General features: G+C 59.9%; 12 protein-coding genes. 6 read left to right on the plus strand and 6 right to left on the minus strand.

The features are described 5' to 3' along the window. The first annotated feature begins 75 nt into the window (after nt 1-75). The gene (locus KDL09_RS15915; protein ID WP_294387141.1) at nt 76-2,001 is read left to right on the plus strand and encodes a sulfatase; all 1,926 of its coding nucleotides are present in this window, start codon (nt 76-78) and stop codon (nt 1,999-2,001) included. 18 nt (nt 2,002-2,019) lie between these two features. Further along, a complete protein-coding gene (locus KDL09_RS15920; RefSeq protein WP_294387146.1) occupies nt 2,020-2,316 on the plus strand; it encodes a Dabb family protein in 297 nt (98 codons plus the stop codon). A 6-nt stretch (nt 2,317-2,322) separates the two neighbouring features. Here the strand turns inward: KDL09_RS15920 and KDL09_RS15925 are convergent, their stop codons facing one another. Beyond that, nucleotides 2,323-5,559: a hypothetical protein gene (locus tag KDL09_RS15925; RefSeq protein ID WP_294387150.1), complete on the minus strand. Its 3,237-nt coding sequence runs from the start codon at nt 5,557-5,559 to the stop codon at nt 2,323-2,325. 158 nt (nt 5,560-5,717) lie between these two features. Further along, nucleotides 5,718-5,948, minus strand: a complete 231-nt coding sequence (locus KDL09_RS15930) for an SWIB/MDM2 domain-containing protein (RefSeq protein WP_294387153.1) — start codon at nt 5,946-5,948, stop codon at nt 5,718-5,720. On the opposite strand from KDL09_RS15930, the gene KDL09_RS15935 reads away from it, so the two are divergent. From KDL09_RS15935 to KDL09_RS15950, 4 genes are all read left to right on the plus strand, one after another. After that, nucleotides 5,947-6,111, plus strand: a complete 165-nt coding sequence (locus KDL09_RS15935; protein ID WP_294387155.1) for a hypothetical protein — start codon at nt 5,947-5,949, stop codon at nt 6,109-6,111. The genes KDL09_RS15930 and KDL09_RS15935 overlap by 2 nt on opposite strands. Nucleotides 6,112-6,390: 279 nt before the next feature. Beyond that, nucleotides 6,391-6,636, plus strand: coding sequence for a hypothetical protein (locus tag KDL09_RS15940; protein ID WP_294387159.1), 246 nt, complete (start codon nt 6,391-6,393; stop codon nt 6,634-6,636). Beyond that, a complete protein-coding gene (locus tag KDL09_RS15945) occupies nt 6,633-8,021 on the plus strand; it encodes a SpoIIE family protein phosphatase (RefSeq protein WP_294387161.1) in 1,389 nt (462 codons plus the stop codon). Before KDL09_RS15940 ends, KDL09_RS15945 begins: the two co-directional genes overlap by 4 nt. 3 nt (nt 8,022-8,024) lie before the next feature. Beyond that, on the plus strand, nt 8,025-9,362 hold the full coding sequence (locus KDL09_RS15950; RefSeq protein WP_294387164.1) for a response regulator: 1,338 nt from the start codon (nt 8,025-8,027) through the stop codon (nt 9,360-9,362). A 12-nt stretch (nt 9,363-9,374) separates the two neighbouring features. Here KDL09_RS15950 and KDL09_RS15955 read toward each other — a convergent pair whose 3' ends face one another. The 4 genes from KDL09_RS15955 to KDL09_RS15970 all read right to left on the minus strand — a co-directional run bounded on the left by KDL09_RS15955 (nt 9,375) and on the right by KDL09_RS15970 (nt 12,550). Then, on the minus strand, nt 9,375-10,022 hold the full coding sequence (locus KDL09_RS15955; protein WP_294387167.1) for a response regulator transcription factor: 648 nt from the start codon (nt 10,020-10,022) through the stop codon (nt 9,375-9,377). Then, nucleotides 10,019-11,086, minus strand: a complete 1,068-nt coding sequence (locus KDL09_RS15960) for a PAS domain S-box protein (protein ID WP_294387170.1) — start codon at nt 11,084-11,086, stop codon at nt 10,019-10,021. Before KDL09_RS15960 ends, KDL09_RS15955 begins: the two co-directional genes overlap by 4 nt. Nucleotides 11,087-11,098: 12 nt before the next feature. Continuing rightward, the gene (locus KDL09_RS15965; protein WP_294387174.1) at nt 11,099-12,004 is read right to left on the minus strand and encodes a universal stress protein; all 906 of its coding nucleotides are present in this window, start codon (nt 12,002-12,004) and stop codon (nt 11,099-11,101) included. An 87-nt stretch (nt 12,005-12,091) separates the two neighbouring features. Next, nucleotides 12,092-12,550, minus strand: coding sequence for a hypothetical protein (locus tag KDL09_RS15970; RefSeq protein ID WP_294387176.1), 459 nt, complete (start codon nt 12,548-12,550; stop codon nt 12,092-12,094).

Below are 12,550 nucleotides of genomic sequence, written 5' to 3' on the forward strand. Positions count from 1 at the left end.
GAGCGCGGACACGTTTCCATGCAAACCAAGTTTTGACCGCAATTCCATCCTCCCACCCGTCGTTCCCAGCGCACCATGATCCGCCTCGCAGTCTGTATCCTCGCCCTTTGCTCTTCGCTCTACGCTTCCTCGCAGCCGAACGTCGTCCTCTTTCTGGTCGATGACATGGGCTGGATGGACTGCGGCGTCCAGGGATCGCAGTATTATGAGACGCCAAACATCGACCGCTTTTCAAAGAGAGCGATGCGGTTCACGAATGCGTATGCGCAGCCTCTGTGTTCACCGACACGGGCGAGCATTTTGAGCGGGCAGTACACCGCCCGCCACGGCATCACCACCGCTAGCGGACATCAGCCGCCGCAGCCGGAAGGGCATGTCTTTTTGAAGGACACAGCACCGCCAAATGCGCCGATGCTGCTGCCGGAGAGCAAAAACTACCTCGAACCCTCGCAGATCACGCTGGCGGAGACGTTGAAGGGCGCGGGCTATCGCACCGCACATATTGGAAAGTGGCATGTCGGTCTCACACAGTCTTACTGGCCGGAGCAGCAGGGGTTCGATGTCGCGTTCCATTGTCATCCTGATCCGGGTCCGCCCGGAGAGTATTTTTCGCCGTATGGCGTGGTGCCAGATGGCAGTCCGAATGCGAGGCAGCGGGTCGGCACGATCACGGATGGACCCGAACATGAATACATCGTCGATCGTCAGGCTGAGGAAGCGGTGAAGTTCATCGACGCGAGCAAAGGCGGACCGTTTTTCCTGAATCTGTGGTGCTACGGCGTTCACGGACCGTGGGGACACAAGGTGGAGTACACGAAGTACTTCGCCGAGAAAAAGGATCCGAGCGGGCGTCAGGGGAATCCTATCATGGCATCCATGTTAAAGAGCGTGGACGAGTGTTTCGGTCGCATCCTCGACGAACTCGACAAGCAGGGAGTCGCCGACAACACGATCATCATTTTTTATTCGGACAACGGCGGCAACACCCACAGCAACGTGCCCGGCTCCGGCAAAACCGAAGCGGCGGAGAAGTTCAAGAGCGAGTTCCTGGCAGACTGGCGCAAATGGGCGGGCGACCAGCCTCCAACAATGAACACGCCGCTGCGAGACGGCAAAGGCACGCTCTATGAGGGCGGCACACGCGTGCCACTCATGTGGGCCTGGGCGGGAAAGATCCAGCTCGGCAGCTTGAGCGACGCGCTTGTGGGTCCTATCGACGTCTATCCGACGGTAATCGACCTGCTCGGCATTGCGAAGCCGAAGGAGCAGAAGTTCGACGGCGTCAGCTACGCGAAAGTGCTCAAGGGTGAGGGAGAACTCAAACGCGCCGCCTACTTCAACTACCACCCGCATGCCGGACTGCACCGCGCCGGCGGCGTGTGGGTGCGCAGCGGCGACTTCAAGCTGCTGCGCTGGTTTGGCAATCCGGGGTCCCATGAACTCTACAATCTGCGCGAGGACATCAGCGAAGCGAACGACCTCAGTGAAAAGATGCCCGACAAAGTGGCGGAACTTGAAGCGCTCATCGACGGCTTTCTCAAGGACACCGGTGCTCTCTATCCGCGCCCGAATCCGGCCTACAAACCGGTGGTGGCAAAGGCCAGGCCTGCAAACGCCGATCCGCTCGACAACTGGAAGGAGCGCGGCTGCAAGGCAACCGTCAGCGATGGCATCCTGACGATGAAGAGCACCGGAAAGCCCGCCGCCGCCTTCCTTGGCCACGGCATGGCGAAGATTAATGGCCCTGCGGTGGTGAAGCTGCGCGTGCGAAGCGAAGCCGGAGGTGAGGGCAAGATCGACTCGCTGCCCAACACATCCGCCAATCCAGATATCATCCATTCTTCGCCACTGGAGGTGAAGGCGGGTGACTGGCAGGAATTGAACATCGAAATCAAGGACTCGGGGCCGTTGGGAACACTGCGCGTCTATCTTCCCGACTCAGACATCGACTACATCGAAGTCGCGCCGAAAGGTGGGAAGGTGCAACGCTGGGACTTCTGAGCACGTACGTGTGCCGCCATGATCCGCCACACCGTCGTCTTCCGCCTCAAGCACGCTCCCGGTTCCGATGCCGAGCGTGATTTCCTCAAGGCCACCTGCGAACTTGCCCGAATTCACGGCGTGCAGAAGTTTGAGTGCCTGCGACAGACCAGTGCGAAGAATCCATACACCTTCGGTCTCTCGATGGAGTTCAATGACGCTGCTGCGTATGCATTTTACGACCAGCATCCCGATCATGTCGCCTTCGTGCAAGGACGCTGGATTCCTGAAGTTGCCGAATTCATGGAGATCGATTACGCGCCGCATTCAGCGTGACAACCGTCACGACCAACGTGCGAACGCCTGCCACAGGCCGCCGACGCCGAGAGCGCCGAGGAGCCAGTAGAGCGCCTTCATCACCGGTTGCTCGGAAAACGGCACAAAAGCGCCGCGCCTGAGGCCATTGATCTCCTGCAAAAGCCTTCCGGCGGCGGAATCATCAACGAGCGGGGAATAGCGCTGCCGCACCTCGGCCACGGCCTTGCTGCGCAAGGATTCCGCCGCGCTGCGGACGCGGGCCGCACCGAGAATGACAAGCAAAATCACGATGGCGTAAACGATGATGAGCGCCGGCGGCCAGATCCACGAGTCAAAGCGGTTCATGCGCGCGACGATCAGCAGTGCGAGCACATAAAACGGGAAGAACGTGAGGCGGCCGACATCACGCGTCCAGTCGGCCACCATCTCAAGGTCGATGTAGTCACGCAGATTGTCCGCGTGCAGGTTGGATTTCTTGTAGGCGTTGAGCATGTCCTCCGGCCAGTCGCTGCGGCCGCGGTTGAACCACTGGATGAACACGCGATTGAGCCAGAGCATGTCGACCACGAAGGCCGTGATCCACAGCAGCGCGGCGAGAGAAAGCTTGTCCAGCCACCCGTCGATGTTGCGCGCGTGATCTCCGCGAACGGGTGACAAGGGTTCACCCAGGAGCTGAAGAAGCTCATAGGCACCGAAAAACAGCAGCGCTGCCACAACGAGGGAGCGCGTGAGCCGGGCGGTGATCGAGTTGCTGAGCCGGTACTCGGACCACAACTGCTCTGGATGCACCACGCCTTCCTCTCCGTGACGTGTGGTCAGAACCGCGCCGGTTTCCCAGAAGAGAAACATGCTTTTCACCCAGTCGAGCAATGATCGCCGTGCCGGCGGTTCGACTGCCGCGCTTCCACGGCCAAAATAGGACGCACGCATTTCGTGGGAGCCTTCGGACAGCAGGGCGCAGGCTTTCGAAATGAGATGGAGTGTGAGCAGCACCGCCATGAGCCTGAAGGCCTCCGCCGGCCAGGCGCTGATGCCAGCACCAAAGAACAGCGGCTCACCGCCCTTCCACTCAGGACAAGCCGACCACCACGTCTCGACCTTCCATGGAACAACGACCGCGAACACCGCAACGCTCACCGGTGATTTGGCGATCTTGCCGAGAACACGCTTCCAGTTTGTGCCCACTCGCCCGGCGCCAACGATGAGGCCGAGGCCGGGCAGCCAGCTCACCACCATCCATCCCAGCCATGCGGTCACTAAAATGACCGCGATCCACCATGCCTGATAAGACCGCTCCTTGAGCTGCCACCAAGTGTGTGACTCAGGCTCCGGGTACAGGCCGGGAGTCTCCGCGGCCGAGGCAAAGGAAAGGTCGTGAGGCTCCTCGCGGCCGATTTCAAAGAGACGCACGGCACCGGCGTCGTACAACCGGTCGAACAAGTCCGGTTCGACTGTTTTTGTGGCTGCGAGCGTGGCCGCATACACCGAGGTTTGATAACTGTCGCGGAAGGGCAGCTTTCCCATCTGCCATCGATCCGCCAGCGTGACCCCATAAGGCGAGCCGACAATGAGATTGCGCGTCGTACGCAGTTCGTCCCGTTGCCAGAGCCACGCATCGAGATTGTTGGTGAAGAACTGAGTGTGCGGCAGACGCGGGCGCAAGGCGCGAAGGATCCACAGCTTGTCATACACATCACCACCGAGCACACCGACCGCCACGAGCCCTTTGTTTCCTTCGCGCGTCAGGCGCTGGTTCAGTTCCTCCAGTTGCGCGGCGAGGCGGCGCAGTGCATCCGCCTGGCTGACCCCGATGGGAACTTCATCCGGCGAATAATCCGAGCCACCGGAGGCATGGGGGCTTTTGTCTGGCGCACCTTGAGCCGTTTCGCTGCTGTAACGACCGTCGAGGCCGCGAGGGAAACTGATCCAGTGCCAGCGAACATTGGGATCATTGAAATCATGTGATGAATCCCTGCCGGTGATCGCCTCCATGAAGGTGAGCGGAAGCTCGCGTCCATAGGAAGTGTCATGCTCAGAAATGATGGCCACGTCACCGAGGTGATGAGCATTATCCGGTGTGTCGCGAAGCTCGAGCCCGCGACGTTGCAGTTCATCCACCAGGGCATGGGCCACATAATCGTCCGAAGCGAGGCTGCGAACAAACGGGCGCGATTGCGAGCCCTGCGGATCAAGCGCCTGTTTCATCAACCGGTCCACCCGGGCCTTGCTGGGGTCGGCCGGACCATCATCCGCACGTCCCGGCGGATTCTCCCCCGAGACACGCAGCAGCGCACGCGCGGAGGCGGTGGCCCAGGGGGAAATCATGCGCAGCGGTCCCTGCCACTGGTCTTTGCGCCACCCGGGTTCCGAAGCGGCCTCTCCGACGAAGTCGGCGAGTTTCTCCGTGGCATGCGGCCCGATGAGGGCAACTTCGATCTGCGCCGCATTGATCTCCTGTGTCTGCTCCACGCCGGCTTTCCGAGGATAACCATGAAGCAGACGGTGCAAGGCCGTGCGCAGATCTGAGAGGGGCGTCCCGCCGAGCGCATCACCGCGCACCCAGAGAACTCCCACCGCCACATACTGAGGACTGTTCACCGATGCGATGCGCGATGAAGACTTGAACCACTCAAACGCAACGTCGAGAAACGCGGGCGGGCTCTCACCCGGCAATGGTGACGCTGGCGTCATCTGAGTGACACCGGATGAGTTCGATGGAGCTTCCATCGCCATCACCTGCAACGGCCATGGCGAAAGACGGCAGCATTCCAGACTCCCTGAACTCTCGGGCACATATCCCGATGAAGTCAGACCCGCCATCACCGCCGAGCGTGCGCGGCTGCGTTGCTCGACAGCCGCGATGTCTGTGCCCGGACGAATCAACACGGGCATGAGGAGCACGCGTACCGGTCTGGGAGGCGGCAACTTCTCGATCACGTTGAAACGGGCAAGCCGGTCACGCAGCTCGAGGAAAAAGCCCCAGGGCGAGTGCACCTGCACTTCGTTCACCGGATCAAACTCCGCCTTGTCCGGCTCCACGAGCCTGGCACGGGCGAGTGCGTGCAGAGGATCTTCTCCTGGCGCCGCATTGAAACGATGCGTGTCTCCAGGAACGACCGATGTCGCTGAGCGCTCCACCGGACGACGCGGCACGAGCGGTTCGTAGTTCAGCAGCAGCACGCCCGCCAGAGCCGTGAGCACCGCCAGCGCCCCAGGCAACGGGATCGAGGAGAGGATGGTTTTCTTCGCGTCGTCAGACATGGGCTGGAGGAAGCTGAAACTGCCTCCGTGCTAAAGGGAACGGGACCAAAAGGCGAGAACAAAACCTTTCGTCCTTCGCGAAGCACTGAACGACAACGGCAAAAAAAGCGCCGCGTCCGGTCGGAACCGGACGCGGCGTCGCAGAATTCAGGAATGAATTAGGAGATGTGCTTGGAGACCAGCTTGGTCATCTCAAACATCGTCACCGTCTTCTTGCCGCCGAACACCGCCTTCAGCGCGTCGTCCGCGTTGATGTTGCGCTTGTTCTTGGCGTCCTGGAGACCGTTCTTCTTGATGTAGTCCCACAGCTTCTTCGTGATCTGACCACGAGGAGCAGGCTTGGCACCGACGACGGCTCCGAGGATCGCGTCAGGTTGCACCGGCTTCATGAGCGCAGGATTTGGTTTACGCTTTGCTTTCTTGGCAGCCTTCTTGGCTGCTGGTTTTGCTTTGGTTGCTTTCTTGGCCATAGTGTTGTTGGCGGCTGTTGCCGTGCGCGGAGGTTATGAGAGCGCCCCAAGGAGCGTCAACGCAAATTTCATCAATATTTAGGCTTGTTTCCCTGCGTAAAACCGCTCTCCCCCCTTCGTAAACCCCAATTCGAAGTCGCCTTTTTGCAAAAGCCCGGTGCGCAGGCGATCGCCATAACTGTTCATAAACTTGGTGGGGGAAACTCAACGCATCCTCCTGAAGTTTGAACAGAGCTGATCGGAAAATGAGAGCCTGGGCAGAATCTCATCACAGCATCTGCGGACAAAAAACTTGCACGACAAAGTTCCCGCCCGAGCCTTGCATCACATCGCCTGACCAACCCATGATGACAGGCGAGCCATGGAGGAACCCGAAATGGCCACACGCTCACCAGTGCCGTCAACCCATCACCTCTCGCCGGGGATGATGACAAGTGAGACTGATGCGTGGCCGGTCTTCAAGCTGGACGTGGTGTGCCATCTGTCGCTGCCGCCGGAGGACCAGGACACTGCTGGCAAATTCAGCAACTGGTATGGCGATCGGCAGTACCTCGCGCTCGCCAACTGCACGCTCAAGGCTCGTCCTCTTCTTTCTGTCACTCCATGACTACGACCATGATCACTCCACCTCCAGGCACGAGCATTCTCATCGTCGAAGACAGCCCCACACAAGCGTTGAAACTCGCCCATGTGCTTGAGACAAACGGCCACCGAGTCACCACCGCACGCAACGGTCGTGAAGCGCTGACCATGCTCACCACGCAGATGCCGACACTCGTCATCACCGACATCAACATGCCGGAGATGGACGGTTACGAACTCTGCCGCCGCATCAAGGACGACAGGCGACTGGGAGACCTGCCCGTCATACTTCTGACAGCGCTCTCTGATCCGAAGGACATTCTGCGTGGACTCGAATGCGGCGCGGACAACTTCATCGTCAAACCCTACGAGGAGGAGTTCCTGCTCTCGCGCATCCAGTACGTGCTCGCCAATCTCGAACTGCGCCACGCCTCGCAAGGGAAGCCGGTGACGGAGATCATCTTCGCCGGCCGCAAATACCAGCTTCACACCGGGCGCATCCACTCCATCGACCTGCTGCTCTCCACGTATGAGACCGCCGTGCAGAAGAACCTCGAGCTGAGCAAGGCGAAGGAAAAGCTGGAGGAGCAGGCCGAGCAGTTGCGCGAGAAGAACGCCGAGATGGCGGCGGATCTCGAGATGGCGCGCGAGCTCCAGGCCGCGATTGTTCCGCGGCATTACCCGATGTTCCCTTCCCATGTGTCGCCGGAACGGAGCGCTCTTCAGTTTTGCCATCGCTACACCACCACGACCGAACTCGGCGGAGACTTCTTCGACATCCGCCCGCTTTCCGACACGCAGGCCGGCGTGCTGGTGTGCGATGTCATGGGACATGGCGTGCGCGCCGCCCTCGTTGCCTCCATCCTGCGCGGCCTGACGGAGGAACTGACACCGATCGCCGAAGAACCCGGGCAGTTTTTCACGGAAATCAACCGCAGTCTCTGTGCCATCCTCAAACAGACCCCCACTCAGATGTTTGCCACTGCGTTTTATGCGGTCGTGGATCTTCAGAAGGGAGAGCTGCGTGTCGCAAGCGCCGGCCATCCTTCTGCGCTGCATGTGCGGCGCTCGGACAACTGCGTCGAACCCCTGATGGCCGAGGGGGATGAAGGCCCCGCACTCGGCATTTTCGACACGGCGACTTATCAGACGTTCCGCCGCCCGACGTGTGCACGAGACATGGTGATGCTCTTCACCGACGGCCTCTACGAGGTCGAGCACACGGACGGGAGCATTTTCGACAAAGAAGGTCTGCGCACCATCGTGGCCGGACTCTCAGAACAACCCACGCCACAGCTTTTCGACGAAATGCTTGTCAGGATCAAGCAGACCTCCGCCAGCGGGGACTTCGATGATGACATGTGCGTAGTGGCCGTGGATGTCGTGCGGCTGCTGCCTGAGACAACTTGATCCATGAACCCGCCCGTCACCTCCCGCAAACTGCGCATCCTCCTCGCCGAGGATGTCAACGTCATCGCCATGAGCATGGCACACGCGCTGGAAAGAGCCGGTTATGAAGTGCGAGTGGCCCACGATGGTGAGGAGTGTCTTCGCATGGCCCTGGACGACGTTCCGGACCTGCTGCTGCTCGACATCATGATGCCCAAACTCGACGGCATCGAAGTACTCAAGCAGCTGCGACAGGATGAGCGGACGCGCAACCTCGCCGTCGTGGTCTGCAGTGCCAAAGACTTCAAAACCGAGCGTGATGTGGCCGCCCAGCTCGGTGCGGCGGGCTACTTCATCAAATCCTCTGACCCAGATGCACTCGTCACGAAAGTGGCGGACGTGTTCAGTCCGCCCGCGCAGACAGCGACCGCCTCCGACCAACCGGGTGGCCAGGTTTGGGTTCCCATGCTCAAGACCGGCCGCGCTCATTTCAAGCTCTGGGGCACCCGCGGCTCCACGCCGACTCTAGGCGGACGCTTCCAGCGCCACGGTGGCAACACCTCGTGCATGTCCTTCCACATCGGTGACGATCTGATCGTCTTCGACGCAGGCAGCGGCATCAGGGATCTGGGCATCGAGATCATGGGAAGCAAAGCACGGCGGATTCATCTCTTCATCACCCACACGCACTGGGACCACATTCAGGGCTTTCCCTTTTTCATCCCCGCCTATGTGCCCGGCTATGAGCTGGTGATCTATGGTTCCAAGGGGTTCGGCAAAAACTTGGAAGACATCTTTCGCGGTCAGCTCGACCGAGACTACTTCCCCGTGCAGATGGAGGACATGCACGGCAATCTCCAGTTTCGCCTGCTGCCAGACGGCCCGGTCAATATAGGTGACGCCCAGGTGACCTGGGAGTTCGCGCACCACCCGCTGCCCACGGTCGGCTACAAAGTCAAAGCGGAAGGGCGGACTCTGGTGTGGATGCCCGACGATGAGTTTCTGCAAGGTTACACCGGCACGCCTCATGAACTCACACGAGATCACGGTCTGGTTCGTCAGTTCGACAAAATCATTGAGTTCGTCTCCGGCGCGGATGTGCTCATCCACGAAGCGCAGTACACGGCCGAGGAATATCCGAAGAAAATCGGCTGGGGCCACAGCTCCGTGCCAAATGCCGCCGTGCTCATGAAGCTGGCCGGCATTCGCCGCTGGATCGTGACCCATCACGACCCTATGCACGACGACGCCTTCCTTGAGACCAAGCTCAACCTCACGCGACAGATTCTCGCCGAAATCGGACACCCTGACATTGCCGTCACCCACGGTTACGACGGCATGACAGAGTATCTGACGCGCTGACTTTGACCACTCCTACATCTTGGCGCTGCTTTCAACCCATTGCACGGCGTAGCGGACGAGCGCAGCGCCATCAGTGATGCCGAGCTTTTCTTTGATGTGCGCACGATGGGCTTCGACGGTGCGCGCACTGATGCTCAACTGCGCGGCGATGTTCTTCGTCGCAACGCCCTTGCCGACGAGTTCGAGGATTTCGAGCTCGCGGTCGGTGAGGGAGTCCATGCCGGTGGCCTTCGAGCGTGCCGCACCGGAGACCTGCTCGAGCATGCGGTCATTGAGTGTCGCACTCACGTAGAGACCACCGCCGATGACTTTGTGGATCGCCGTGACGAGGTGATCAGCTGCGGCTTCTTTCATCACATAGCCGCGGGCGCCGGCACGCAGGGCACGCTCGCCATAGAGCGCCTCGTCGTGCATGGAGAGCACGAGGCACAGTGTGGCAGGATGCGCGGCACGGATGTCTTTGACGAGTTCGAGACCGTTCTTGTCCGGGAGGGTCAGGTCGATGACAACCAAGTCGGGCTTGAGCCTACCAACGACTTCCAGTCCCTCACGGGCGCTTCCGGCCTCCCCAATGACCTCCAGACCGTCCTCGGCACGGATCAACTGCGCGAGGCCGTGACGCATGATCGGGTGGTCGTCGACAAGGACGAGACGCTTCACGGATCTTTCACTGGTGCGGGAACGCTGCATATGACCTGGGTGCCACCGCCGGTACGCGGCTCGACTTTGAGTGTGCCGGCCATCATTTGAGCGCGATGACTCATGGTCAAGAGCCCCATGCCAGTTCCTTTGGCCGGCGATTCGGGGATGCCGACGCCGTTGTCCCGAATCGTGAGAACGATGTAGCCGCTCTGTCTGGCAAGGTGGATGTCAACCCGCCCGGCCTGGCTGTGCTTGACAGCGTTGGAGACTGCTTCCTGAGCGATGCGAAACAGCTGCACGGACATCTGGTTGTCATTCACCTGCACCGGATTGTCGTAGCGAAAGACGCATTTGATCTCGTAGGCACGCGCTGTGCTGTCCGCCAGCTCCTCCAATGCCTTCATGAGGCCGCCCGCATCAAGCACGACTGGCATGAGCCCGCGCGAAGTTTCACGGGCACGTGTGTTGGCCTTGGAAACGAGCCTGACGATCTCCTCCAGACTTTGAGCCTCAGGACTGCCGGACTTGCTGAGATTCTTCTGGGCCACCTTCGCCAGACAACCGATGGCGGCGAGTTGCTGGCACAAGTCGTCGTGAATATCCTGTCCGATGCGCGCCTGCTCCTCCTCGCTGATGCGAAGGATCTTGTCCTCGAGCACCTTGCGGTCTGTGAGATCGCGAATGATGCCCGCGAAGATTCTCCGGCCGCTGGGAAGCACAGCCTCACCCACGGAAAGATCGATTGGAAACACGGAACCGTCCTTGCGCTGAGCAAGCGCTTCACGACCGATGCCGATGATGCGCTTCACACCGCTTCTGAGATAATTCCGGACATAGTCGTCATGCCGGGCGCGGTAAGGCTGCGGCATGAGCATGCTGATGTTCCGGCCGATGATTTCCTCTTTTTTGTAGCCAAAGAGACGCTCCGTGGCCGTGTTCGCAGACTCGATGATGCAACGCTCGTCGATCGTGATGATCGCATTGACCGCCGTCTCCACGATGGCGCTGGAGATCTGTGCACTTGCCTGAAGCGCCGCCTGCAAAGCGGCAATGCTGGGTTCGTCAGGCTCGGGGTGCTGCATGGGCGCGGTGGATCAATCGGGAGACATGACAAACCCGTCCGGCTTCACAGCGAGGATCGAGCACGGTGCATGCTGAACGATTTTTTCAGCCGTGGTGCCGATCAAAAACTCACGAAGACCGGTTTTGCCCCGGGTGCCAAGCACCACCAGACTTGCATGCACTTCATTGACGTGATCCAGAATAGCTTCACGTATGTTGACACGTTCTTTGACATGGGCTGCAACCTCCACTCCCGCCTCCCGCGTCAGAGGCGCAAGAAAGGCGTCGAGATCCCTGCGCCAGTTCGCCACCGCCTCAGGATCATAGGTGGCGGGCAGCGAAGGCGCGAAACCTCCGTAGTCCAGAGACATGGCAAGGGCGCTCTGAAACACATGCAGGCAGTCGAGCGAAGCACCGTCCTGCTGCGCCAGATGCAGGGCACACTGCACGGCCTTGGCGGAGTTCTCGGAGAAATCCACGCAGGTTACGATTTTCTTGAACGGACCCTGTGCGTCTTCGCGCACCACGAGGACATCGACAGGCGCCTTCCGGACGCACTTCGCGGCAATGACCCCGATGCGATGAGGTTCATTCGTCGATCCTTTTGCCCCCATGACGAGCAGGTCCGCACTGTGAGCCCTGCAGGCTTCAACGAGTTCGGCAAACGGATTCCCAATGCGCACCTCCGCATTCACCACGGCGGAGCCGACCTCTGACTCAGCCACAAACTTTTTGAGTCGATCGAGCCACTCGGCGCGGATGGTGGCCTGATCAGTTGAAAGGGCGCCTTTGAGCTCATGCACGAGAAACTCGTCCATGACATGCACGGCGGTGATGGCAGCACCGTCCAGCGAAGATCGGCGGGCCGCTTCGCGCAGTGCATTTCGGCAGGACGAAGTGAAATCAATGGCGGCGATGATGTGATGGATCTTTTTCATGGTCGTTGGATTGGGATTATTTCATCATAACCGGCTGAAGATGGCAATGCCGCGCCGTTGTTGCGGCCTATGGAGCGGTCTTTGCGCCTACAATCCAGCCTCTTCCTGCGCCTGCTCGACGGCGGCTTCAAGCGTCCAGAGAGTCTTGTCGAAGCTCTTTTGCCGCGCGCGAAACTGCGCTTCCTCGGTGATGCCCGTCAGAGTTTCCAGCTCCTTGGTGGCAAAGGCATGGTGCTGCTCCAGTGCGGAGACCCGCGTTTTGAAGTAATCCCGGCCGCCCTGGTCTTTGAGCACATCGATGTCAGCCTTCCAGCGGGCAAGGGCATCACCGGCATTCTTGAGATACTCCTCACGACTGGTGCTGAGATGATCCTTTGCTTTCTTGAACCATTCGCGTCCTTTCACCTCCCCTTGCTCCTTCACTTTGGAGATCTCATTTCTCAGTTTCTCGGCGGCTCGACGCAACTGGTCATTAAGACTGTCCTCGGAACGCAGAGGAAGAACACAGAAACTGAAAACGAAAAAGGCGAGAAGATTTTTTTTCAT

Origin of the sequence: Prosthecobacter sp. (assembly GCF_020439865.1) — a bacterium.
Lineage (GTDB): Bacteria > Verrucomicrobiota > Verrucomicrobiia > Verrucomicrobiales > Verrucomicrobiaceae > Prosthecobacter.